This is a genomic window from Bacteroides cellulosilyticus (assembly GCF_020091405.1).
GTDB lineage: Bacteria > Bacteroidota > Bacteroidia > Bacteroidales > Bacteroidaceae > Bacteroides.
The window spans coordinates 5,536,499-5,560,688 of the sequence record NZ_CP081903.1; the positions used below are offsets into that span (position 1 = coordinate 5,536,499).

Here is a 24,190-nt window from a genome sequence, read left to right on the forward strand (position 1 = left end):
ATAATGCTTATTAATCAAAATCATCCCTATTCTACCAAACAAAAAAAAGAGCTATTCCCGTTTTTTCGGAAATAACTCCTTACATCATATCAAACTTATTTACCCTCCAACAACTATTCTTTCAGCTTTTCCACGAAGTTCAGAAAAGAGTAGTGAGAGTAGTTCTACCTAAAAATATAAATTACTACAGATCATCAACATAGACAATCAAAACAAATCTGAATGCGAACCGGTACGCACTAAAGTCACCATTTTCAGTGAAGAATCCAAACTGTAAATTAACAACCAGTCCGGAGTCACATGGCATTCACGAAAGCCATTGTAGTTACCACTTAGCACATGATCTCGATTTTTTGCAGGCAATTCTTCACCGGTTATTAATTTTAAGATAACCTCATTAAGCTTATTTTCATCAAGCCCTCTTTTTCTAGCCAGCTTTAAATCCTTTAGATATTGACGAGTAAATTCTAATTCATATTTCATTTCACTTTCTCCAAATACTCCTCAAAACTTTTACACTTAACAGTACGCCCTTCTTTCACATCCCGCATTGCGCGTAAAGTAGTCTCATTGAGAGAAGCCTCCGCTTTCTTAACAGAGATATTCCCCACTCCCCGCAACATTTTTATTGCCTTCTTCAAATCTGGTAATAAGCTTGCATCTTCTACTGTCACAATTAACTGCGCCATATATTAATTCTCCTTTCTGATACAAAGATACCACAAATTACGGAATCATCAAGCAAATAAATATTTTATTTGAGAACTGTAATGAAACAAGATTTCGTACAACATGCCTTTATTTGCTCTACAATATAAGCCACATCTTCATCCGTCACCCAAGGACCGGCAGGAATACATAAGCCCATATTAAACAAACGTTCAGAAACACCATTCACATAACAAGGATTATGGGCATAGACAGGCTGTAAATGCATAGGTTTCCACAAGGGACGGGTCTCAATTCCTTGTTCATCCAGTTTACGGCGGACCTCATCATAGTTAGTACCGGTCTTCACTGGATCTATCAGAATAGTGGACAGCCAGTAATTAGCGTTAAAACGACCATCAGGATTAGATTTTAACGTTATACCGTCTACACCTTTAAAAGCCTTCTCGTAAAGAGCATGTACATGGCGGTGATGCGCAATATGCTCATCCAATACAGTCATCTGACCACGACCGATACCAGCACAGATATTACTCATACGATAATTGTAACCGATCTTTTCATGCTGGTAATGAGGGAAAGGTTCACGAGCCTGCGTAGCATAAAACATTGTCTGCTTCTTGGCGCTTTCATCAGGAACAATCAAAGCCCCGCCACCTGAAGTAGTGATCATCTTATTACCGTTAAAAGACAACACACCAAAGGTACCGAACGTACCGCACTTCTGTCCATTAAACTCAGAACCTAAAGCTTCCGCAGCATCCTCCAGCACTGGAATATCATATTTAGCGGCTATCGCGCAAATCTCATCAATCCTGGCAGGCATACCGTAAAGATGAACCGGAAGAATTGCTTTCGGCTTCTTACCTGTCTTTGCGATTCTGTCTTTGATGGCTTCTTCCAGCAAAACAGGGTCCATATTCCAGGTATCCTCCTCACTGTCAATAAATACAGGAGTCGCCCCCTGATAAGCAACAGGATTGGCTGACGCACAGAATGTAAACGACTGACAGATCACCTCGTCACCGGCTCCTACACCAAGTTGGATTAATCCCAGATGGATAGCTGCCGTACCCGCAGATAAAGCAACAACTTCCTTATCCTGTTCTACAAAATGTTTCAGTTCATCTTCGAAAGCATTCACGTTGGGGCCCAAAGGAACAACCCAGTTAGTATCGAAAGCTTCCTTTATAAAAGCCTGCTCCTTGCCGCTCATGTGAGCAAGGCAAAGATAAATTCTCTTGTCCATAAAATTATGTGATTATAAAACTATAAATCGAAAAGAGGGATGGCTATTTCCGCCAAATATAATGAGGCACTATCAACCATCGGATAACTCCTCCCACTTTCATAAAAAAGCGGAAAAAAAGCATAAGCCAATTCGTATATATACCGTTAATTCTGCATGCCTTCATAAGTTCAATGCTATTCCAATATAATACACTATAGAAACTCCTATTGCTAACTCCACCAAAACGCATCACCACTACGTCAAGATCAAGATACCGGTAGCAAATCTTTTCCTTCAGGAAAAAACGCAAAAACAATTCATAGTCACCGGCAATCCGGAAATTCGAATTAAATCCTCCGGACTTTATATAACACGATTTTCTTGCATAAAAAGAAGGATGGGGAGGCATTATGCCATAGGGCAACATCCCGGGATTAAAATAATTACCCGAATATCTACGAAGCAATCGTTCGCCATTCCTTTTTCTATACAACACATTCCCAAATACAGCATCAATCTCCGGCTTTTCAAAAGTTTGGGCTATTGTTTCTATTACATACCGATCTTTAAAAACATCGTCAGAATTCAGATAACCGACAACATCTCCCGCAGCCATCCGCAACCCTTTGTTCATGGCTTCATAAACACCGGAATCTGCTTCACTGATATATTTCAGTCGTCCTTCAAACAAAGGAACATACTTTTCTATTATAGAAACGGTATTATCTACGGAACCTCCGTCAACAACAATACATTCTATGTGAGGATAAGTTTGAGTCAGAACAGACCGAAGCGTATCTTCAACCGTTGCCTCCCTGTTCAATACAACCGTTATAATGGATATAAGCATCTCCATGTCCGGGGTACAAGTTACGTCCATCCGCCAAGCGGACAATACGCTCTTTTGATTTTACGGCATCCGTTTTATGGCTGTTCGGAAATGAAGCTATTACTTTCACACCGGGAATATATGAATCGCCTGAAAAAACATCATTACCCAATTTATAAGTTAAGCAACTTTTATCATGTCCCGGCGTCTCCAGTACTTCCAAAACATTACCGACAGTAATTTCTATTTTATCCCCCTCTCCCAGTATGCTGATATTATTTTCAGTCCATACAATGGGATCATTATGATAACGTGAGAAATTTAACTTGTCGGAGCCTAGAGCTTCCTTTCCAAAAGAGGAAGTATAAATGATGCAATCCGGATATGCTTTTATCAGTTCCCTGATCCCATAAATATGATCATAGTGAGTATGGGTCAGGAATACTGCTTTCACAACTTTCCCATCGTTATCCAGCAACTCCTTTACAGGCTGAACATCACCGATGTCTATTAAAAAAGCCGACGGCTCCTCACTGGTAAGAATATACGTATTTGAAGTAAACACACTGTTTATGATCCGATGGATATACATTTAATTATGTCCATTAAATGGTTCTGTAGTTGCACTTCCTTCCATATTTATTCCTTCACGAATAAATACTTTTTTGATTGTAAGGAAGATTATTTTTATATCCAGCCAGAAAGAGATATGATCCACATACCAAACATCCAGTTCAAATTTCTTAGTCCAGGATATGCTATTCCGACCATTCACTTGTGCCCAACCCGTAATTCCCGGACGAACTTCATGACGGCGGTATTGCTCTTCCGAATATAAAGGAAGATACTTGATTAACAAAGGGCGAGGTCCTACTAATGCCATATCTCCCTTTAGAACGTTGATTAACTGCGGCAGTTCATCTATGGAAAGAGAACGAACTATTTTTCCGACTTTTGTCAGACGAACGTCATCCGGCAACAGATTGCCTTCTGCGTCCCGTTCATCCGTCATAGTCTTAAATTTAATAGCCTTAAATATCTGGGCATTTTTCCCGGGACGAGCCTGGGTAAAGAATACACCGGCACCTTTATTAGCAAAATAAAGGAAAATGATAATAATGAGTAAGATTGGCCAAATGATAAGTAAGGCACACAATACAATAAGAAAATCTATCGCACGTTTTAATCCGTTCTTATACATAATCTACAGTTCAATTAACGGTTGTTTATTCCAATCTATCGACTCAGCAGCTTGCTGTACATTACAGAACGAATAATTCCCTAGTAAAGTATCCAATTTATTCAACGCCCCTCCTTTACCTATGTTTGTCTTTACATAACGGGTTATACGGTTCTTTAATGTACCAGACTCTTTATAGTATTCTTCAAATTCCTGTTTAGTCATGAACTTTGAATTCTGTTCGATTAAATCATTAATATGAAAATAGAACATCACATAATCCATACGACTAACAAGTTGCTTATGCAACCACAATGGCACTAATCTGAAATAGCCGCCACCCGAAAATGGCACCATTTTTCCCATTAAATTAGCAGGGCAGATAGGCAGCTCCTTAATCGTATAATCCCTCTTTTTAATCAACGAAGGTATGGTCGAAGTAAACTGGGGAAATCCTCCCAAATCCCGGCTGGCTGGAAAAACAGAACAATCATATTCAATCCCATTTTCTGCCAACACTTCAAATGCCCAGTCATTATCTTTCCCTATTGAGAAAGCCGGTGCACGAAAACTTCTCACTTTTTTGCCTATCAAATTTTCTATTTCCTGCACAGCAATGCGTGTATCTTCTGCAAATTCCTGTCTGGTCATCTTGTTTATCCACAGATGCCGATTTGAATGACTACCCACTTCGTGCCCATTATCAGAAATTTTTTTCAACACCTCCGGAAACTCTACAGCCAATTGACCCACACAGAAAAACGTTGCCTTGAAATTATTCTTGTCAAGCGTGTTCAGAATCCAATCAAACAGTTCATCATACTGACAATATTTCTCTTTTCGCCCTCCCTTAAAGTGCCTTTCGATATACCATTCCTCAGTATCAAAAGATAATATATTCATTTTAACATCTTAATTATACTAAATCATAATCAGCAAGGCTTACTTCCCAATTCTTTATATCAAATATCCTCTCATCTATCAAATCATGATCAAATATAGTACCTACAAAATGGAACTTTTTAGGTTCTAATTTCTCTGGCACTTTTATCAAAGTCATTGGGGTAAAAGGAAGATGCCCGACATACATTACCGCGTCAATGTGTAAATCCTTAGACTGTTTGCACATAGTCCTCACCACATAATCAAAGTTCTTCTTTGATAATGGATATACATCTAATAAAAATGCCGTCTTAACTTTTTCATAATCCATTATACGATAAACACCATATATATCACCTTTCTCTACAAACCGATATTCTTTTTTATTCGAGTCACTTTCTATATATCTGTATTTTCTAAATGAAGTATATTCTTTATGTACCAATGATTGGAAGACCTTAGTTGACGCAGAAAAAACAGATAACGCCAACCATATATTTGCAGCAAATACAGAAAGAAAATTTAAACAGCTCAATCCCTTCTTTATATTCCCAACCCTAATAGGTAACATATATGTAGACAAATTCCCTATATCTCTTCGTTTCAATCCTTTTTTTTGAATAGGATATGAATTTTCATTAGGGAATCCCATCAAAAATGAACATCCTTCATTAACAGCAAATGATTGGCTTTGCCTTACTAAACGCTCATAGGTAAAAAAATTGCGATATTCCTTTTTTATCATAGTACCACCACCATAAGCAAACATCAATTGTTTCTCGTTAAAGACATAATAGTATGGTACCAAATTATGATTACCTATTATATTATCATTTTCGTCTTTTAATAAAGCATGAATGGAATATCCAAAAGGAGTTCGTACATAACGGTGCAAAAATGACTCTACAGTCATTACATGTTTTGGAAATACTTCATGAAATAATATACAAATTTGTCTGACTTCATCTTTAGTCAACTCATTCGTTTTCTTTAAGAAAATCTGATTCATTGCTTATCTTATTGTATGGTATATCCTCCGTCAACTATAATATTCTGCCCTGTAATCCAACACGATGCATCAGATAATAGAAATACACATGTATTAGCGACATATTCGGTCTTACCAAGTCCTAGTAAATGTTTCTTTTCAAGAGCCGCTCGTTTATCCACATTAGCAATATGTGGCAAATTCTCATTTATAGGTGTCACTACTACACCTGGAGATATACAGTTAACACGAATCTTCTTTACAGCCAATTCACATGCTAACGATTTCACCATTGATATAACCGCACCTTTTGTCAATCCATATAAAGATTTACCAACTTCTCCAACAATTCCCATGATCGATGACATAAAAATAAAACTCGCTCCATGATTAAACATTCCCATTCTAGAAAACTCTTTTACTAAAAAATAACCGGACATTACATTTATCCTTAAAAATTCATCGACTTTTTCCAATTCCACAAAACGGAGAGGAAGAGTTGCTGATACTCCTGCACAATTCACTAAGCCATCTATCGGACCAACATTGGCATTGATATCTTTAGCCAATTGAGATAATGAGGCTATTTCTGCTAAATCAACACTCCAATATACATGCTTATCCTCATTGCACATCATCTTACGAGTCTCCTCCAAACGCTCCCTATTCCGCCCTAGCAAAATGACAGTTCCTCCCATTTGTGCAAGAGTTATACAACATTGCCTACCTATACCAGATGAAGCACCTGTGACAAGAACAACTTTTCCTTCTAAAGAAAATGGACTATGTTCCATAACAAATCAAATTTCCACAATATCACTTACATAACAATCACTCATAGATACAATACCAGTAGCCCAAGTCATTCCAACTCCAAAAGCACTCAGTAGTATTGTATGATTTCCTATAAGTTTATCTTTTAATTCAGAAACAATAGTCAGCGGCACAGATACAGATGAAACATTTCCAAACTTACTAATAGTTGAAGGAACCTTATCAACATCAATTTTCAACTTGCTTACAAGGTAAGAATTCATAAAATTATTTGCCTGATGAAATATATAATAATCCATAGTTTGAATATTCATCCCAGCAAATTCTAATGTTGCCTTAATATCATTAGGTATTTCACGAATAACAAAATTAAATACATCACCTCCCTTCATGTATCCTTGTTCATCTGTTCTGATATTGCCATATTCATCCACAACTTTCTCTTTAACAGTTTCCGAAGAACTGGGAATTCGATAACCACCCGCATTTATCTTTATTAAAGATTCACGAGAACCATCAGAATTTAAAGAAAAAAATGATTTACTATATTTTTCACCTTTTTCTATTATTGCTGCAACTCCACCATCACCAAATAAGAACGCTGTTTTCCGGTCTTTAGGAGAGTAAACTTTCGACCTGGTCTCACCATCTAACAATAGCACTTTACGTATATTAGGTTGCTGTGCATATGAATAAGCCACCGTCAAACCATATATAAATGCAGAGCAACCTAAACTTATATCAAATGCAATTGTCTTATGCGACAATCCCAAACGTTCCTGCAATATTACTGAAGTGGCTGGCATACGATAATCCGGAGTCTGAGAAATAAATATCAACATATCAATCTCTGATTTATCAATATTCATGTCGCTTATTAAACGTTCTGCCGCAGCAAAGCATAAATCTGAGCTACAAGTCTTGTCATCAACAAAGCGACGTTCCACAATACCAATCTTATCAACAACCTCTTTTACTTCTGCCTGTGAGAAAAACTCAGTATATTCATAGTTGTGAATAATACGTCGAGGGACGCAAGCAGACATACCGGAAACACCGACTCCCTCAAATTGCAAAAAGCCCATAATTACTTATTTATATAATTAAATATATCTTCTACAGTTTCCAACTTATTGAAATCATCTTCATCAATAGCAGCATCATACTCTCTATCCAACATCATGATTATTGACAAATGGACTAAAGAACTCCATTCTTCAATATCTCTAAAACGAGTCTCATAAGTTATTTTTCCAGGTTCTGTTTCTTCAAACTGTTCCGCAAACTTTACTATAAAATCATTCCTATCCATAACATGTTTATAAAATAATTAATATATACTTTTATATTTTCAATACAATTCTACATTTATAACAATGTGCACCATCATATTACCAAGTCTACATTGACTTAAAAATCAGTATTTTTACCATTCATTATCACAACATTAGGTACACACATTGGCTTTGTCTTCATCCACATGGTTCCCCATGTTAATCCTAAACCAAACGAAGACATTAGTAAGGTGGTCTCCTTCGACAATAATTGTCCTCGAAGTCGTGTCACCATTAATGAAGGAATCGAAGCGCCTCCCAAATTTCCAAATTCTTCCAAATTATAAGGAACCTTTTCCTGAGAAAGTTTCAACTTCTTAACGATACGGTCAACAATCATCTTGTTAGCTTGATGTATTAGAAAATAATCAATATCTACATTACGATCAAGATTATAATCAGCAAGAAAGGATTCAATCGATTTAGGAGGACGGGATATGGCAAAAGAGAAGACATTCATTCCATTTATCAGAGTATGAATAGGGGCACGGACAATACCATTCCCGAAATCTTCATATTCAAAAGATTCCGGTGTAGCCGGATGACGAAAACCACCGTGAGGAGTCATCAATGCTTCATATCCCTTACCATAAGTATGAAAATCAACAACAATATCATTAGCCGCCTCGTCATATTCTAAAGCTATTGCCGTACCACAGTCACCAAACAATGGTACGCGACTCTTATCCTTCATCGACCCCATACGTAATGCCGTATCACCAATAAGTAACAAAGCACGCTTTACATTACCAGTCGTCAACAAATTGCCCGCAACCGTTATTGCATACATGCATCCACAGCATCCCATAGGGATATCCATACAGAAACAGCTCTCCGACAACGCTAATCTGTCTTGCAATATACAAGAAGTAGGCGGAGTACGATAATCACCTGTTACGGATTCAAACAGCAGAACATCAATACTATCCCTCTCCCATCCCAGTTCTTCAAGTAACTTCTCAGCGGCAGCTTGGCACATGTCCGAAGCACACATATTATCCGGCGCAATATGACGACTTTTTATGCCGACTGTCTTATCAAATACTTCCGCCTCTTCCTGAGAGAAAAAATCAAAATCAGATGTCTTCACCACATTCTCAGGAACAGCCATAGCTACTCCCTTCATGCCGACATTCTTAATTTTCCATCTTGCCATAGTGTAACCCGTTAGAGTTCAACATCATACTTTTTCAAGATTTCACGCCCCCTACCATAGGAAGTGAACTCCATAATATCTTCTGGATCGAACATCACATCAAAAGACTCTTCCAACAAAGCAATGATATTCAACTGGTGAACAGAGTCCCACGATTCTACATTCTCTTTCGAAAAATCATCATTCAGTACAGAACTATCCACACCAAACACTTCAACAAAAGCATCATTGTATTTTTCAATATTCGTCATTACATTCTCTAGTTTTATAAATTCAACTTACTATATAATATCTTTCCGGCTTCATTTTTAGGAATAGCATCTATTATTCTCACCTCAAAAGCCGACGCTACAAGTCTGGTCTTTTCTACCAATATTTCCTTTACCGCAGTCACATATTTATCATCGATCAGATAAACAATCATTTTTTCATCCGTACCCACACAGGCACATTCTATCGGGCATTTACCTTTAATAATCTGTTCACACTCATCCAATCCGATACGCATTCCATACAGTTTTAAGAAGCGTCCCATACGTCCTACAATGTAATAGCACCCATCCTCATCCCGATAAGCAAGGTCACCTGTACGCATAAAACCGTTACGCTCATCACCCAACAGTAAATCCTCACGTTTACGGGCATACCCCATCGTTACATTTTTACCACGATAACACATCTCACCCTCTGTATTCGGCAATTCTATTACAGAACCATCACTGTCTATTAATGACAATTCCGCATTCGGAACCGCACGTCCTATACTGCCACACTTTGAAATCGCATACTCCGGTGGAAGATAAGCCATACGGGCAGTACCTTCTGACTGTCCGTAAGTAGCAATCCAGCGTTTTCCGTTATCACGGCAGTATTCTGCAAATTTCAAATTCAACTGACGCGGCATTTTTCCGCCTCCTTGAGTAAGCAGTGTCAAATCAGGTAAGTCCATACGGAAAAAGCGCATCAGATTTAATATCTCAAAACTATAAGGAACACCTGTAAAACTGGTGGCATGCTGTTCTTTCATAAAAATCCAGAAAGCTTTGTCGGTCATACTTTGATTGGTTATCAACACAGTAGCTCCAACATAAAGATGACTGAATACCACTGACAGCCCCATAGTATAATATAATGGAAGAACAAGCAAAGGGCGATCATTGGAAGTCAGGCCAAAGAAAGTAGAGATATTTAAAGCCGCCGCTTCTATATTGCTATATTTATGCCGTACTAACTTGGGACTGCCCGTTGAGCCAGAAGTAGGTAGAAGATGAGATAGATCCGGATGCATTGCACAATCTTCCATTCCTGTACGCAAGAGAATATAGCCATAGTATTCACACACCACTTCATAATGCAGGTCAACTGCCATCAACGAGGGCACACAAACATGAGAAGGGCGGTAAATATCAAGTAGATTATGAAGAAGTTCCTTTTCAATATGTGCATTCAATATTAAAGGGACATTGCCGGAATTGATACAACCTATACTCCAAGCTATACCTCCGACATTATTTTCTGTCAATAAGAATAATAAGGAACGACTAGGAAGAATGGTAGATATGCTCTCGGAAAAATCCAACAACTCACCATACTTCAAGGTATTTCCCAAAGCATCAACTGCAGCAAACGCATCCTGCGGTTGCTTATTTAAACTTAACATCATTTGGTTTATTTTATTCTAAATAGAAGCACAGCCATCAACTCCCAATATCTGGCCTGAAATATAAGAAGAACGGTCTGAAACAAGGAAAGCACAAGCATTAGCAACATCTTCAGGAGTTCCCAAGCGTCCTAAAGCAATCTTTTGAATACGAGTATCAATTTTTTCACCACTTTCCTCATAAAGTTCTGAAAAGCGTTCCGTTTTGACAATACCCGGTGCAACAGCATTCACACGAATCCCCAGAGGAGCCAATTCTTTAGCTGCAGATTTAGTAAAAGCCATGATTGCTCCTTTGGTTGCAGAGTAAGCAGATTGCCCCGGTGATCCTAGTACTGCCGTTACCGATGCTATATTTACAATAGAGCCGCTGTGATTGCGAGCCATCAAACGAGAAACCAGCTGAATCATTTCGATTACAGCTATTACATTTACACGGAACATCAGTTCTGTTTCCGGACGCAATATCATACCGATTTTCTTATTAAATACCACACCCGCATTGTTAACCAGTGCATCAATACGACCTTCTTGTTTGAAAACGGACATAAAAGCTGATTTTACAGCAGTAGCATCCGTCACATCAAAATACAAAGGAAGTACACGGGTATTATTATCTTCTGAACAAGCTTTTGCCCATTCATCCATAACTCCTTCAGCACGGTCGCAAGCATAAACTATTGCACCATCCGAAGCAAAACGTTCAGCTATAGATTTACCAATACCTTGTGCGGCACCGGTAACAATACATATCTTATTATATAAAAGCCTTTCCATACAAATTATTTCAGACTACGACCACCATCAATTACCAAGTTAGTACCTGTAACCCATGCAGAAGCATCGGAAAGTAAATAAATTATAGCATGAGCCACTTCTTCCGGCTTGCCATAGCGCTTCATCGGATATTGTTCTATGTCTTTAGTCACATCTTCCTCTGATAGCAAACGATTAGAAATCAAAGGAGTATTGATTCTTCCCGGCTGTACAGCATTACATCGAATCCCTTTCCCTGCCAATTCCAAGGCAGCATATTTCATATAAGTGCTCAAGGCACTCTTTGAAGTTCCATAAATACCATTTGCAGGCGCCACATTATTATAACCAGAAATTGATGCAGTAAAGACTACTGAAGATGAATTTCTCAGTTTCTTTTTCTTCACCAACAATTTCAGTAGCAGCATAGGAACAAAACAATTCATCTGAAACACTTCGTTTAGTACATCCAAAGAGTAGAATTGCAATGGTAACATTTTCCCTATTCCCGCATTGCAAACAAAACCATCCAATACAGGTAATTGAGCCACCAATTTCTCACAGGATTCTTCTATTCTTAAATCAGCAACCAGCATTAAATGTTCTTTATTTGAATCAGATAGCAACTCTTTAGTTTCTTGCAAAGCACTCTCATTCCTACCTGTCAGAACTAAAGTTGCTCCTAGCTTCGAACATTCAATGGCAGTAGCTCGTCCGATACCGGATGAAGCTCCTGTAACTAGTACAGTCTTCCCTTCTAAAGAAAAAGGATTATACATTACAAACGGGAAGATACCAAATTATACAAATCACCAATAGTTGCCTGCTGTTTCATATCATCACCAGTAACAGTGACATCATATTCCTCATCAATCATTGTAATAATCAATAGAGCAACCAGCGATGTGTAACCATCTAACTCGCGAAATTTAGTTGTAGAATTTAGTTGTTCTACATCTACATCATCAAATTGCTCAGCAAATTTTTCAATAAAGTCTACTAATTCCATCTTATTTATTATTTATATTAATCTTTTAGCGGGATTTCCCATAACAGTAGTACCAGCTTTAACTCGGCGTATAACAAAACTACAAGCGCCAACATGAGCATTATCTTCTACAACAACTCCATGATTTAACACGGAAGAAGTATAAATATCAACCTCATTTCCAACAACCGTACCACCTACACAAGTGACATGTGTATCAATACGATTCCAATCACCCAAACGAACATCATGTCCCACTACTGTATAAGATTGTATCATATTATAATCACCTATCACAGCATCAGCACCAATGCTTGTATAAGCACCGATAATATTTCCTTCACCCAATTTTACGTTAGAACCAATTCTAGCTGTATGATGGATTAAAGAAATAAAACGCCCCCCTCTATTAATAATTTCACTCATACATTTTTTACGGGCATTTCCACCTATAGAACAGACAAAAACATCATCGTTCTGTGGTATATAAGTGCTAATCTTGTCTATTACCGGAGGATAATTCGGAAAGTCATTTAATGCAGACAAATTATCATCAATAAAACCTTTAATGACAAATTCTGTTGCAAAACCTAAACTTTCACGCGCCATGTCATATAAAGTACGTCCCATACCACCGGCAGCAATGATAATTAAATTTTTCATTTATTTACTAACATTCATTTACTACATCCCTAAAAACATCTGTTATTTCCTTAGTTATAACAGAAGGAGAAAAAAACTTTTTACACTCATCTGCTATAGATTGCTTATCATATAATTCTATATTCTTTGATATATCCGATATAGATTTAGCAAGCTCGGAAATATCTTCTACAGGAACTAAAATGCCATTTCTCTCATGAATACACTCCCTTATTCCACCACAAGTTGTAGCTACTACCGGCAATCCAGCTGACAAAGCCTCCAAAACTGCTACTGAAAAATTTTCAGCACGGGAAGAGAATATAAAAACATCACTATCATATAGCAAAGATTTTATTTCCTGTTTATTTTTCTGTCCTATCATTTTTATATTACTTTCCAATCCCAATTGTTTGATAAGATTTTGCAGATTCTTTTCTTCAGGACCTCCACCTACAATTCTTAGCTCCCAATCTAATGAATATCGGGCAACCTCTGACAAAGCCTTTATTAAAATGTCATACCCTTTTCGATGAATCAAACTTCCGATGGAAATATATTTTAATTTTCCCCTATGGGTATATTTTCTTATTGATGATTGAAAGAATTCTTCATTAATCATATTATGAATTACGATAGAATCTTTTTTAAAGTGTCTACAAATCTGTTCTTTTAAAGAATTTGAAACTGCAATAATTTTATTAGCACCTTGATAAGCTATTTGTCCCCGATAAATAATATCCGATGAAAGTTCAGACTGATTTAAAATGCTCCAATGTTCCATGCCGACAAGTGGAATGTTATATTTCTCTTTCAGATAAACCGCATATGAAATATTATACAGAAAATGCGCATATATAATATCCGGCTTCTCTTGTTTTTTCAGCATATAGCTGAATACAGAATCTAACATACGTGTTCTCAGCCAATAATGTAGTTTACAACTCATTTTTAATGAAAAAACCGTAGGGAATAAATACAATCCATAGATATCTATATTATTCTCTTGTAAATGAGTTATACCTATTCGCCTATAGTACTTGCGGAATCTTCCATCAACATACAAAATACTTACTTTATGTCCTTCTTTCTGTAGAGCTATGGCCTGATCTTTCTCAAAACAACCATATTGAGGCTCCCTATATGTAGGGTAACCGTTTGCTATAATTACAATATTCATAACTATCAAAAAGCAATCATTTCTTTCAATACATTCAAATATCCATGACCATATCTTAAATCCGGCTCCACATAATTTCCTTCCGCCCATTCGTTCCAGGACATTAAAAAAGAAATTTTATGTTCATCTGTCTTCTCTGATAATAAATCCAACACATGTTTCAGCTGTTCACGAAATACTTCAGGCGTACTATTAGTATAAATTCTCGCTTTTACTCCACTTCGTGGAGTTCTATCCCAATTAGGCATCAAGGTAGGAAATACATTCTCCCATTTATCCTCTTTGACATACAGATACTCGTTTATTTTTTTTTGTTCACATTTTGAAACTGGAGTATGTTTAAACAAACGCATATTAATGCCGCGCCACAAAACATCCTTCAATGACCTACAATAGTAATCAGCTCGATGATAACCTCTTGAATTAACAGCATCATACCCAGCATTAAGTACAGACTTATAATACAAGGCGGATTTATCTGGAGCATTTTTCAAAAGAATATTTTTCAATGTTTGATCTTCTGGTAACATATTATAAGAAATACCTACAAAATAAATTCCCTTAAGACCATTCTCTTTGGCTAGTTTTTGCCATAAATCAATAAACTCATTAGGCTTAGGAATTTCTAAAGGTCTAAAAACTAAAAATAAAGGTTTACCATCTACTTGAATATATCGTTTGTCTTTAAAAGCTGGCAACACTTCATTAAAATGCTTTATATATTCTTCCCTATTATAAACCATTTCCATCAAAATAGATTCCTTAACACGTTTTGTACCAACCTCCCAAGTTTTATTAGTCCAAGTATGATTTGCCCAACCTAAACAAAAAGGAAAATCAGGTCTACCACTAGACAATACTTCCGTAAAAGGTCTTTCTAACATTTTTTTTCCATTACCAAACCAATAATGCCAATAACAAAAACCTTCTATACCTGCCTCACGAGCCATATCTGCTTGTAGCTCCCTAACTTCAGGCATACGTAAATCGTAGTATCCCAAATCAGCAGGAACACGAGGTTGATAATGTCCTTTAAACAAAGGTTGAGCTTTTCCCACATTTGTCCATTCTGTAAATCCCTTTCCCCACCACCTATCATTTTCTGGAACTGGATGAAATTGAGGAAGATAAAAGGCAATAACACGAGCTTTCTTTTTTGACATATCTAACACTATTTTAGTATCGTCTTATAAAAAGACATTATTTGTTTTACGTTCTGATCGATAGAATAATTTAGTATTACATTCTGAGCAGCTTTTATCATGGGAAGAAAATCTTCAAATGGAGTATTACATACGTATTTTATTTGGCTTACCAATTCTTGTTGACATTCAAAACGCAATCCTATTTCCTGTCCCGTCTTCTGAAATCCATTATCGAACTGTTCTTTTATACCAGCTTCATTACGTCCTATCACAATACATCCATTAAGCATTGCCTCTACAACAATAAACCCAAAACCTTCAAAAAAACTAGGAACAAGTAAAGCTTTGGCATTACTCATCAGTTCATAAATATCTGTACGAAAACCTAACAATTTAATTCTAGATTTGAAAGGTGACTTCTCAACTGCATTTATAAATGCTTTTTTTCCCTCACCTGCAAACCATAACTCTATATTTAAATCCCGCTTTGCTATCTCCTCAAAAGCGGATAAAGCACAGAACACACCTTTTCCTTTTATTAATGCCCCAACAAACAACAAATAGTTACATTTATTCATACGGATTTTTATTTCATTTGTATCCATAAATACTCCATCATATATAACTATATCTTTACTTTTCTTTAATTTAAAATAATCAAATACCCCCTTTGTTATGGCTATCACATGATTGTTAGAATTAGACAAACGCTTTTTCATACCATCAAATCCGCCAAAAGCTCTATAACCAAAATCCAACTTCTGATATTCACGAATATGCCAAACATGAGGAATAGATAGTTGTGCGGCTACTTTAGCACCGAAATGAATTACTCCAGTATTTGAATGAACAATATTCATCTGATTGTTCTTTAAAAACATATACAATTTTCTTTCTGCTAACTTATTATATATTAAAATACGGAACAAGCGCGGAATAAAAAGTACTATATCCCGTAATGTAGCATTTAAGCGAGGATATATTGCATTATAAAAGGGAATAACCAAAAACGGAATTCCCATCTTTTTTAAAGTTATGGTAAGTGTACCTTCTGACGGAACAAGTACATATGGTATCACTTTATATCTTAAAACTCCTTGTAATATATTAAGAAGCGCAAAACCAGCACCTTGCATTTCTGCACTATGAGCTATATATAGAACCTTCATTTATTTACGAACATAAAATTGCTTTAAACTCGAAAAACTAAACAAATAAGGAATTATTAGATTATACCACAAAGGGGTACCACCTTTCCAAAATATTAATATATTAAGTAATAATAAAAATAAAGTTAGAAAGATAGGGGTTCCTGCTGGTATCAATGAAATATAAAATATAATTATCAACAATAATCCTACGAACCCATTTTGATATATATAAACTCTATAGCCTGCATTTCCTCCTTCATAACGACTTGGGTCATATTCGGTCCCAAACCAAATCTTATTTGAATCCATGAACCTTTCAAAGTCCTGCTTAAATCCATGACTAACTCTATTATTGCCAACCATTTCTCCATCTTCAAACGATAACCTTTCAAATATATACTTATTAAAAAAATTATCACCTTGCTCATAGTTAAGGGCTATCAAAACCACAATCATAGAAATAAAGAGTAAGATAAAGGTATATAAAACAATATGTTTACTTGTTAACAAAAACTTAACATATAAGCCAAAAACCAATAATACATATGCCGCTAACGAAAAAGATATTATTACTGTCAATAATAAAATTAGATTATACCATTTCTTAAAATTATAATTTTGAGAAATCAATAACACAGTACTCGCTACACCAATATGAGCTGGTTCCAAAAAATACCCAGAAAATCTCCACTTATCAGCAACTATAGTTTTCAAGTCTACTAAAAAAAAATAATAGTTATAGTATTCATATTGCCCATCGTTATAGTCAACAACACTTGGAGAAAAATTAAAACCTAAGAAGAAAAGGATAAGTCCCAAAATTGAAACAAGAGATATACATGCCAATAATTTAGCCATAAATTGCAAAGAAACAATTCGACAAACATCTCTAGAAAATATTATAAAGCCAAAAACACATATATTCAAAATAGAAAATATGATTGTCAATATCGTCACATCGCTTTTAATCAAAAGAAGATAAATATGCAATATAACAAGAATAAAGAATGAAAGCAAACGCTTTTCATTTATCAAATATAATTCCTTTCCATAAAATAAAGTAAAAAGGAATAAAACGACTGATAGAATAACAGAATAATTACCTAAAGACCATAAAAACCAAGGGTTCATTGAATATATAAAGCTAGTGAACAATGCCACTTTAAATATTCCAACCCCCTTATTTGAGTTTGCACTAAATATTCTCATCAACAATACTTCTCAAATAATTACCAGACTGTATTCTGCGTTCATATAGCAATTTATTAGCTTCACCAAAACCCTCAAAACCATCGTCAAAACATGTATCAGAGTCTATTCTAAATCTACTTTCCAAACCAAACTCCTTTAAAACTAATAATATTCTATCATTATCATTCTTAGAATCTTTTGAATCTCTTTTGGTAAAGCTATAAAATGGAATATTCAGATTAATACAAAAAATAGACCCATGAAAAGAATCTGTACAAACAAATGAAGCATTCATAATTAGAGAAATAAATTCCCCAGGACCTACTCCAGACAAATAGTTTTCTTTATCAAGATAGCATGGACGTGTCAATATATAATAAACTGGAAGTTCCTCTACTTTACCCAATCTTTCAGCAAATAATGATATGGAATTTTTCTCACCTAAAATGTAACATAAGATATATTTTGAAGGCATACCTACCATAGGTTTGGAAACTTCTTCCCACTCCGTACGATCTAATAATAAAGTGGGGTCAACAACCGGTGTAACTTTTTTCTGTATCAAATTAGAAATCTTCACTGCCATTCCCCTTTCACGACAAGATATCTTACCAAACTGTTTTAATGGTATCTGAATATTTTTTAAATAATCAAAATCCAACTCTGTAGTACCAAAACTTGGAGCATACGAGTATTTCTTTTTTGACTCTGAAACAAAATTCAGAAAAAAATAATCAAAAATATCCTTCCTTTGATTTCTATAAGGACTCCAGGTTTGGTCGCTACCAACAATAAATTTAGAATAACGATCAGATATAGTATGAATACTTTTTTCTGTAAAAACACATTTTGTGTGAGGAATATATTCTTCATACCATTTATTAAAGGCATCAACAGTAGTTCTAAATTCATTTGTTTTAAAAAACGAGAAATCATCCTGACTTCCTTTTCTTTTCACCACCCTATCATATAATTTCTTTGGATGAAATAGATATCTATTCAAGCATTGCAACCAATGTCTTTTTAAAGAAGGAGCAGAAGCTTGATAAGTTATATACTCAGAATCTATTCCCTGCATTCTTAGTACATGATACAATGCATAGGCTTGAAGCATTGTACCATAATTTAACTCATTATGATAAGATATTAATGCTACTTTATTCACCATTATTAAAATATTTATAACATTTATCCATAACAGTTTTCATTTTTCTCTTTAATTCCAACACTATAATACATCTAAATATCAAAAAACGAATAGACTTTGCTACTTCTATATTCTTATAAAAAAATTCTCTATTATAATGAGGTTTGGAAGAACTTGTCAATGGTTTGTGTAGACCGTATGGCTCAACTTGTTCATAAGGTATTTGAACAGAGTAAAATTTTTCTTTCATATTAATAAATAAATTTTTCCCATTGACTGTATTTATCAACACAATTGAACACCCCTTTTTAAACTGAGCTATCGAATAGTATTTTTCACACCCCCAGAAGTCGCCTATGGTAAAATCACTTCCACTCGTGTAATTTCTTGCCGGACAGTCCGAACACGAAGGACGAGTGTACAAATCTTCTAGAAAGCCCCGCATATATAAATTTTTATTCTTTCCTTCATGCAATAGGACTTTACTATCACTATTAACTTTGATACTATAATTCTTCCATCCATTTGTTTTATCCCTAAACTGCACATTAGTAACAGAATTATAACGACTAATTTCAGCCAAATAATATCTCCATACTTTAGGGCTTGGAACACTATGACATATAATATCTATAGTAATCAAGTTTTCATATTTTTGTAACAAGAAGTGATTCAAGCCAGATACTTGACATGGTGTCCCTATAAACAGTACATATTTGCCTTCCTTCAAATAATCCTTCACATGGCTATATACATCTCCTATTTTACTTTGTACATATTTAGAGCCACGAAATTTAACAGAATCCTCAACATTATCAACACAACTATGAAAAACTTCCCAATTTTCATCAAAACAAGCCCCACATACAATTCCTTTTTTTTCTAAAACATATTTAGATATCTCATATATAATACCACCTGAAGAACTTTTTTCTTGTATATATTCATTGTACGTATAACATGCATATGAGTCCAATACAGTTGAAGATGAAAAACGGTTTAGGACAGGGCATACCTTTTCGCATAGCCTACAATTAATACATTTTTGAAGTTCAATTTTAGGATACAAAAAGCCCTCATAATCTTCTTCCATAATTATACATTTCTGAGGACATATTTGTACACAAGCATTACACCCACAACAATTTATCTTATTACAGATATTTATCATAAAAAGATTTATTAATATGAAAGACCCTGGAACAACATTTCTTCATTTTCAACACAAATGCCATTCTTTCATTCACAGTCAAACCGATCCTATATATCACTAACAGTGAAATTATTCCACTTAAAATAAAAGTATTTATAAAATGTAATGTATCTTCAAATAATAATTGAAAACAAATTGGAATAGGAATAGCACATATTGTAACATATATAATTCGAAGTATAACTTCCTTAAAATACTTTCTTACAGGAAGTCCGACATGTCCCCCTAGGTATAAAACTCTAACCAATAAAGTTAATATATTAAGCCCAACTTTTGCAATAATTACATATACAGGAGAAAAATCAAAATACAATAGCGCAAATGAGACAGGTATATTCAATGAAATCAATATCGATATAAGGATCTGATAGTTACGAATTTTACCTGTAGCCTGAACAGAATTCCATAATGGTCCAGACACAGCATCAATCATACAAAATATTACTATCAACTGAGTAAATTCTACTGCATACTTAGGAATAACCGTTAACCAAAATTCAAGAATAGACCTACAACATAAAATCAAAGGAAAACCAATTAAAAAGATTAAGAAATAAGAAAATCGAGATGTACGAAAAATCAGTGATAAAAAATAGTTCCTATTTTCTTCAGCATACGATTTTATAATCTGTGGAACAAATGCTGTTTGAAAATTCGCAATAAATGTATTGACCGCAGCATGTACTTGATGAGCAATTCCCATAGCTGCATTTACTGCAACACCACAAAAGACATTAATTACAATATTTACCCCTTGATTAGAACCAACATTTGCAAGACTTCCTAGCATACTCCAGCCAGAAAAACAAACAAGTTCTTTATATAATTTTGCATCCCAAAAAAAGGAATAATGACTAACTGTAAATTTTTTATTGCAAAAATATTTATATGCGAGATTCATTATTAATACAACAACAAACATCAATATTGAGTATAATATAAGCTTATCATGTTGCACTATCAATAATAAATACACTAACAATAGTTTTAATACTGCCTCTACAATACTAATATAGGCATAAAATGACATCCTTTCGTAAGCAATAATAATAGCATTATATGGAATTCGTAAAATACTTACACAACAACTAAGAATTGAAAAATGATATACCCATAAAGCAGCAATAAACCTATCTTTTGGAATATTTAACTTAGTATACACAAAATACGCCCCTATAGTTTCTGCAAGTACAACAATCAACAATGCTATTGTAATATAAGCTGTTAGGCTCATACTGAATATTCTCTTAACTCCATTTATATTCTTACGTCCCAATTCATAATTCAAAAAACGTAAAGTAGCAGAAGACATTGCAGAATTCAAAAAAGAGAAAAGAACAACTACCGAACCCACTATATTATAAATTCCAAAATCCGTTTCCCCTAAGGTTTGTAACACAACACGACTGGTATACAGTGTTACAAACATAATAATAAAAGTTCTTATATATAAGAAAAGCGTATTCTTAGCTATACGCTTATTATTCTCTGTAACAGAAGACATAAATAATCTATTTCAAATATAGTGAAGGAAAATCCATAAAAGATTCCTCAAAACAATTTAACACACGATACATATTCCGATCTTCATGTACATCAAAATCTACAAGCCCATTCAGAATCACATTATTACTACCCAATATATTGGAATAATAAATTGTACTTTTCAGATTCTCATATTTTACCTGTCTATTAGCCTTAAATACATGGAGCAACTTTTTATTACTCCACTGCGTTGGAATTTTTATATTATATCCAAAAATTCTATTTTCTCTTATATCCCAAGAACAATACTTATCTCCTGAAAAATATTTAGGGCAATTAGTAAAACTACAACCATCAACGATATATGAATTATTCTCTGAAATGATGCAAGAATAATACTTATCGTTAGCAGGATATATTATTTTTCCCATTCTAATTTCATCATTTTCATCAAATCTATCACCAATTCTATATGGTACTATATCTTCGAAATAACACCCTCTTATTATTACATGACTCGACTGACTTCGATTGTACCCACAATTAAATCGAATTCCAAAACAACCAAATTTATCATATATCGTTTTATCATATTTCCCCCAACCTATTTTATAAAAATTGCATCTATTAAATTCAACCATTGCAAAATTCGAATTACTAATAAAATAAGCGCCAAAATGACAATACTCAAAAGTACAATTATCGAAATAATTCGCTGTACAATAATACATTTCATTACCACCTACTGTTTCCTGATTCATAAAGACACCACCAATACAGCTACTAAACTTAACATTCTCAAACGTGCATCGATTTAAACCCGTTCTTGACATCCCGTCCCACTCCTTATATATGCAATATCTCCAAAGATATAACATAGAATTTTTAATTGTCAAAGTTCTTGCTTCATCGGAAAAATGGAAACAGTCAGTAGCATCTTTTGATGAACCATGATAAAAATTAAAACCATCAAAAGAAACCTGATTATCGGCAATAATAAACATTGGTTTACCAATACCAGTGAAGACTAAACGAGATCCGATATTTTCCTCTGAGTAATTATTATAATCATTTTTATTACTTAAACCTGCAAATTTATAACCACGAGATATAGTTACAGTGTTATCAATACGATAATATCCACCTGAAAAAAAAACTTCTTTATGCCTATAATTTGATCGTAAAACTCTATTTATAGCTTCTGAAGAGTCTTTCCCTTTTTTACATTCCGCCAAAGTCTTATATGCTTTCCCCCCATACCATTCAATAGGAATTGAACGATTTACCAACTCTCTGCATATTAAATCATCAAATATTTGTACAGCATCAGCTTCAACAATAAACTGTCCAATAACTTCACCATTTCTTAAAGAACCACCTCTAAAGATTAGAACGCAATTATCTGGAACTCTTATTGTTTTTTTATCTAAATTTAACGTTGATTCTATTATGTATCTTGCATTTGGCACATCTAACATTTCTTGTTTAAGGATTGTCCCCCTCAATACCAATTCAATATTTTTGCATTTATTTATACTTCTATTTTCACCTTCAACATTGTGAAGAAATAAAAAAGTTAGAATACAATACAGCAAAATATTTTTTAGAGATACATTTTCCATCTTAAGTAATTTACAATAATCAGTCTATTATACACCCTTTTTTGATTAAAGCATTAGCTCAACACCTTGAAAACTAAACAATAATAAAAACAGCTAATTACTACCGACAAAATCTGTCCAGCTCTACTTGGCAATCTGTAAATATAGTTATACTTTATATGCTTCCAGCTGTCACTTATATCTTCAATATTACTCTCTCCTATAACAATTATAAGTAACAAATTTTTCATATATAAATAATAGTATTCTTGTACTATAAAAAGATAAAACACTTTATTTCTCACACAAAATGTTTAAATAGATTCTACTGTACAGAATACAAATCCATTTGATAATCAAAATCTAGCATAATATCCTTCAAACACTCTCTCTGCATATCCTTTGCTGAAAGAACTACTTTCTCCATTGAAATTTTCCAATCAATCTCCAAATCTGGATCAAAAAGTTGAATGCCTTCTTCGCTTTGTGGAGCATAAAACTCATCACATTTGTATTGAAAAACAGCTTCATCACTTAACACTGCAAAACCATGAGCAAAACCTTTAGGAATAAAAAGTTGTCGATGATTATCCTCACTCAGTTCTATTGCTACATGCTTACCTAAAGTAGGAGATCCCTTTCGAATATCAACAGCAACATCTAATACACAACCTTTAACACAACGTACTAATTTACTCTGAGCATAAGGAACCTTTTGATAGTGAAGACCTCTTATCACACCATAAGAAGATTTACTCTCATTATCTTGCACAAAACGTATAGGGCGTACTTTCTCATCAAACTCTTTCTGCGAAAAAGATTCCAAGAAATAACCACGATTATCTAAAAATATGCAAGGTTCGATAATAATTACACCCTCTAATAAAGTAGGAATTATATTCATTTTTATTTAAAATTTCATAATAGCCTTAACATTAAAACACTTATATTTATTCGTAAAGCTCAGTAAGCTTTGTTTTACATATAA

At 34.5% G+C, this 24,190-nt stretch carries 27 protein-coding genes; all 27 read right to left on the reverse strand.

Annotation, left to right across the window (positions count from 1 at the left end):
- Positions 1–207 precede the first annotated feature (207 nt).
- Positions 208–483, reverse strand: a complete 276-nt coding sequence (locus tag K6V21_RS21150) for a type II toxin-antitoxin system YafQ family toxin (protein WP_007217991.1) — start codon at positions 481–483, stop codon at positions 208–210.
- Positions 480–689, reverse strand: a complete 210-nt coding sequence (locus K6V21_RS21155) for a hypothetical protein (RefSeq protein WP_007217990.1) — start codon at positions 687–689, stop codon at positions 480–482. Before K6V21_RS21155 ends, K6V21_RS21150 begins: the two co-directional genes overlap by 4 nt.
- 65 nt (positions 690–754) lie before the next feature.
- Complete coding sequence (locus K6V21_RS21160; RefSeq protein WP_224319783.1) at positions 755–1,918, reverse strand: DegT/DnrJ/EryC1/StrS family aminotransferase; 1,164 nt, start codon at positions 1,916–1,918, stop codon at positions 755–757.
- 43 nt (positions 1,919–1,961) lie between these two features.
- Entirely contained in the window at positions 1,962–2,780 is an 819-nt protein-coding gene (locus K6V21_RS21165) for a glycosyltransferase family 2 protein (RefSeq protein ID WP_224319784.1), read from the reverse strand.
- Positions 2,701–3,321 carry an MBL fold metallo-hydrolase gene (locus K6V21_RS21170; RefSeq protein ID WP_224319785.1) on the reverse strand — a complete coding sequence of 207 codons (621 nt, stop codon included), beginning with the start codon at positions 3,319–3,321 and terminating at the stop codon, positions 2,701–2,703. The genes K6V21_RS21165 and K6V21_RS21170 overlap by 80 nt, the downstream gene beginning before the upstream one ends.
- Complete coding sequence (locus K6V21_RS21175) at positions 3,322–3,930, reverse strand: sugar transferase (RefSeq protein WP_224319786.1); 609 nt, start codon at positions 3,928–3,930, stop codon at positions 3,322–3,324.
- Positions 3,931–3,933: 3 nt separating this feature from the next.
- On the reverse strand, positions 3,934–4,812 hold the full coding sequence (locus tag K6V21_RS21180) for a polysaccharide deacetylase family protein (RefSeq protein ID WP_224319787.1): 879 nt from the start codon (positions 4,810–4,812) through the stop codon (positions 3,934–3,936).
- A 13-nt stretch (positions 4,813–4,825) separates the two neighbouring features.
- A complete protein-coding gene (locus tag K6V21_RS21185) occupies positions 4,826–5,800 on the reverse strand; it encodes a GNAT family N-acetyltransferase (protein WP_224319788.1) in 975 nt (324 codons plus the stop codon).
- Positions 5,801–5,808: 8 nt separating this feature from the next.
- Positions 5,809–6,573: an SDR family NAD(P)-dependent oxidoreductase gene (locus K6V21_RS21190; RefSeq protein ID WP_224319789.1), complete on the reverse strand. Its 765-nt coding sequence runs from the start codon at positions 6,571–6,573 to the stop codon at positions 5,809–5,811.
- Positions 6,574–6,579: 6 nt separating this feature from the next.
- Entirely contained in the window at positions 6,580–7,638 is a 1,059-nt protein-coding gene (locus tag K6V21_RS21195) for a 3-oxoacyl-ACP synthase III family protein (RefSeq protein WP_224319790.1), read from the reverse strand.
- Positions 7,639–7,640: 2 nt separating this feature from the next.
- Complete coding sequence (locus K6V21_RS21200; protein ID WP_029328360.1) at positions 7,641–7,865, reverse strand: acyl carrier protein; 225 nt, start codon at positions 7,863–7,865, stop codon at positions 7,641–7,643.
- A gap of 98 nt (positions 7,866–7,963) precedes the next feature.
- The gene (locus tag K6V21_RS21205) at positions 7,964–9,043 is read right to left on the reverse strand and encodes a 3-oxoacyl-ACP synthase III family protein (RefSeq protein WP_224319791.1); all 1,080 of its coding nucleotides are present in this window, start codon (positions 9,041–9,043) and stop codon (positions 7,964–7,966) included.
- Between the two features lie 11 nt (positions 9,044–9,054).
- A complete protein-coding gene (locus K6V21_RS21210) occupies positions 9,055–9,294 on the reverse strand; it encodes an acyl carrier protein (protein WP_044267168.1) in 240 nt (79 codons plus the stop codon).
- 14 nt (positions 9,295–9,308) lie between these two features.
- A complete protein-coding gene (locus K6V21_RS21215; RefSeq protein WP_224319792.1) occupies positions 9,309–10,706 on the reverse strand; it encodes an AMP-binding protein in 1,398 nt (465 codons plus the stop codon).
- Positions 10,707–10,721: 15 nt separating this feature from the next.
- Positions 10,722–11,480: an SDR family NAD(P)-dependent oxidoreductase gene (locus K6V21_RS21220; protein ID WP_224319793.1), complete on the reverse strand. Its 759-nt coding sequence runs from the start codon at positions 11,478–11,480 to the stop codon at positions 10,722–10,724.
- Between the two features lie 5 nt (positions 11,481–11,485).
- Positions 11,486–12,238: an SDR family NAD(P)-dependent oxidoreductase gene (locus tag K6V21_RS21225; protein WP_035457922.1), complete on the reverse strand. Its 753-nt coding sequence runs from the start codon at positions 12,236–12,238 to the stop codon at positions 11,486–11,488.
- Positions 12,238–12,468 (reverse strand): acyl carrier protein, encoded by a 231-nt coding sequence (locus tag K6V21_RS21230; protein WP_224319794.1) that lies wholly within the window; start codon positions 12,466–12,468, stop codon positions 12,238–12,240. The genes K6V21_RS21225 and K6V21_RS21230 overlap by 1 nt, the downstream gene beginning before the upstream one ends.
- Before the next feature lie 12 nt (positions 12,469–12,480).
- Complete coding sequence (locus K6V21_RS21235; protein WP_224319795.1) at positions 12,481–13,110, reverse strand: acetyltransferase; 630 nt, start codon at positions 13,108–13,110, stop codon at positions 12,481–12,483.
- Positions 13,111–13,117: 7 nt separating this feature from the next.
- Complete coding sequence (locus tag K6V21_RS21240; protein WP_224319796.1) at positions 13,118–14,269, reverse strand: glycosyltransferase family 4 protein; 1,152 nt, start codon at positions 14,267–14,269, stop codon at positions 13,118–13,120.
- Positions 14,270–14,274: 5 nt separating this feature from the next.
- Positions 14,275–15,432 (reverse strand): glycoside hydrolase family 99-like domain-containing protein, encoded by a 1,158-nt coding sequence (locus K6V21_RS21245; protein WP_224319797.1) that lies wholly within the window; start codon positions 15,430–15,432, stop codon positions 14,275–14,277.
- A gap of 8 nt (positions 15,433–15,440) precedes the next feature.
- Entirely contained in the window at positions 15,441–16,583 is a 1,143-nt protein-coding gene (locus K6V21_RS21250) for a glycosyltransferase (RefSeq protein ID WP_224319798.1), read from the reverse strand.
- Entirely contained in the window at positions 16,584–17,774 is a 1,191-nt protein-coding gene (locus K6V21_RS21255; protein ID WP_224319799.1) for a hypothetical protein, read from the reverse strand.
- The gene (locus K6V21_RS21260) at positions 17,761–18,924 is read right to left on the reverse strand and encodes a polysaccharide pyruvyl transferase family protein (RefSeq protein WP_224319800.1); all 1,164 of its coding nucleotides are present in this window, start codon (positions 18,922–18,924) and stop codon (positions 17,761–17,763) included. The genes K6V21_RS21255 and K6V21_RS21260 overlap by 14 nt, the downstream gene beginning before the upstream one ends.
- Positions 18,914–20,074: a Coenzyme F420 hydrogenase/dehydrogenase, beta subunit C-terminal domain gene (locus tag K6V21_RS21265; RefSeq protein ID WP_224319801.1), complete on the reverse strand. Its 1,161-nt coding sequence runs from the start codon at positions 20,072–20,074 to the stop codon at positions 18,914–18,916. Before K6V21_RS21265 ends, K6V21_RS21260 begins: the two co-directional genes overlap by 11 nt.
- A complete protein-coding gene (locus K6V21_RS21270; RefSeq protein WP_224319802.1) occupies positions 20,058–21,620 on the reverse strand; it encodes a lipopolysaccharide biosynthesis protein in 1,563 nt (520 codons plus the stop codon). The genes K6V21_RS21265 and K6V21_RS21270 overlap by 17 nt, the downstream gene beginning before the upstream one ends.
- A 7-nt stretch (positions 21,621–21,627) precedes the next feature.
- Positions 21,628–23,223, reverse strand: coding sequence for a hypothetical protein (locus K6V21_RS21275; protein WP_224319803.1), 1,596 nt, complete (start codon positions 23,221–23,223; stop codon positions 21,628–21,630).
- Positions 23,224–23,527: 304 nt separating this feature from the next.
- Positions 23,528–24,106, reverse strand: a complete 579-nt coding sequence (gene rfbC / locus K6V21_RS21280) for a dTDP-4-dehydrorhamnose 3,5-epimerase (protein ID WP_224319804.1) — start codon at positions 24,104–24,106, stop codon at positions 23,528–23,530.
- Positions 24,107–24,190: the final 84 nt, after the last annotated feature.

Excerpts from the sequence above, each read along its gene's own strand:
- K6V21_RS21150 (WP_007217991.1), bottom strand. The coding sequence starts at position 483 with ATGAAATATGAATTAGAATTTACTCGTCAATATCTAAAGGATTTAAAG.
- K6V21_RS21155 (WP_007217990.1), bottom strand. The coding sequence starts at position 689 with ATGGCGCAGTTAATTGTGACAGTAGAAGATGCAAGCTTATTACCAGAT.
- K6V21_RS21160 (WP_224319783.1), bottom strand. The coding sequence starts at position 1,918 with ATGGACAAGAGAATTTATCTTTGCCTTGCTCACATGAGCGGCAAGGAG.
- K6V21_RS21165 (WP_224319784.1), bottom strand. The coding sequence starts at position 2,780 with ATGGACGTAACTTGTACCCCGGACATGGAGATGCTTATATCCATTATA.
- K6V21_RS21170 (WP_224319785.1), bottom strand. The coding sequence starts at position 3,321 with ATGTATATCCATCGGATCATAAACAGTGTGTTTACTTCAAATACGTAT.
- K6V21_RS21175 (WP_224319786.1), bottom strand. The coding sequence starts at position 3,930 with ATGTATAAGAACGGATTAAAACGTGCGATAGATTTTCTTATTGTATTG.
- K6V21_RS21180 (WP_224319787.1), bottom strand. The coding sequence starts at position 4,812 with ATGAATATATTATCTTTTGATACTGAGGAATGGTATATCGAAAGGCAC.
- K6V21_RS21185 (WP_224319788.1), bottom strand. The coding sequence starts at position 5,800 with ATGAATCAGATTTTCTTAAAGAAAACGAATGAGTTGACTAAAGATGAA.
- K6V21_RS21190 (WP_224319789.1), bottom strand. The coding sequence starts at position 6,573 with ATGGAACATAGTCCATTTTCTTTAGAAGGAAAAGTTGTTCTTGTCACA.
- K6V21_RS21195 (WP_224319790.1), bottom strand. The coding sequence starts at position 7,638 with ATGGGCTTTTTGCAATTTGAGGGAGTCGGTGTTTCCGGTATGTCTGCT.
- K6V21_RS21200 (WP_029328360.1), bottom strand. The coding sequence starts at position 7,865 with ATGGATAGGAATGATTTTATAGTAAAGTTTGCGGAACAGTTTGAAGAA.
- K6V21_RS21205 (WP_224319791.1), bottom strand. The coding sequence starts at position 9,043 with ATGGCAAGATGGAAAATTAAGAATGTCGGCATGAAGGGAGTAGCTATG.
- K6V21_RS21210 (WP_044267168.1), bottom strand. The coding sequence starts at position 9,294 with ATGACGAATATTGAAAAATACAATGATGCTTTTGTTGAAGTGTTTGGT.
- K6V21_RS21215 (WP_224319792.1), bottom strand. The coding sequence starts at position 10,706 with ATGATGTTAAGTTTAAATAAGCAACCGCAGGATGCGTTTGCTGCAGTT.
- K6V21_RS21220 (WP_224319793.1), bottom strand. The coding sequence starts at position 11,480 with ATGGAAAGGCTTTTATATAATAAGATATGTATTGTTACCGGTGCCGCA.
- K6V21_RS21225 (WP_035457922.1), bottom strand. The coding sequence starts at position 12,238 with ATGTATAATCCTTTTTCTTTAGAAGGGAAGACTGTACTAGTTACAGGA.
- K6V21_RS21230 (WP_224319794.1), bottom strand. The coding sequence starts at position 12,468 with ATGGAATTAGTAGACTTTATTGAAAAATTTGCTGAGCAATTTGATGAT.
- K6V21_RS21235 (WP_224319795.1), bottom strand. The coding sequence starts at position 13,110 with ATGAAAAATTTAATTATCATTGCTGCCGGTGGTATGGGACGTACTTTA.
- K6V21_RS21240 (WP_224319796.1), bottom strand. The coding sequence starts at position 14,269 with ATGAATATTGTAATTATAGCAAACGGTTACCCTACATATAGGGAGCCT.
- K6V21_RS21245 (WP_224319797.1), bottom strand. The coding sequence starts at position 15,432 with ATGTCAAAAAAGAAAGCTCGTGTTATTGCCTTTTATCTTCCTCAATTT.
- K6V21_RS21250 (WP_224319798.1), bottom strand. The coding sequence starts at position 16,583 with ATGAAGGTTCTATATATAGCTCATAGTGCAGAAATGCAAGGTGCTGGT.
- K6V21_RS21255 (WP_224319799.1), bottom strand. The coding sequence starts at position 17,774 with ATGAGAATATTTAGTGCAAACTCAAATAAGGGGGTTGGAATATTTAAA.
- K6V21_RS21260 (WP_224319800.1), bottom strand. The coding sequence starts at position 18,924 with ATGGTGAATAAAGTAGCATTAATATCTTATCATAATGAGTTAAATTAT.
- K6V21_RS21265 (WP_224319801.1), bottom strand. The coding sequence starts at position 20,074 with ATGATAAATATCTGTAATAAGATAAATTGTTGTGGGTGTAATGCTTGT.
- K6V21_RS21270 (WP_224319802.1), bottom strand. The coding sequence starts at position 21,620 with ATGTCTTCTGTTACAGAGAATAATAAGCGTATAGCTAAGAATACGCTT.
- K6V21_RS21275 (WP_224319803.1), bottom strand. The coding sequence starts at position 23,223 with ATGGAAAATGTATCTCTAAAAAATATTTTGCTGTATTGTATTCTAACT.
- rfbC (WP_224319804.1), bottom strand. The coding sequence starts at position 24,106 with ATGAATATAATTCCTACTTTATTAGAGGGTGTAATTATTATCGAACCT.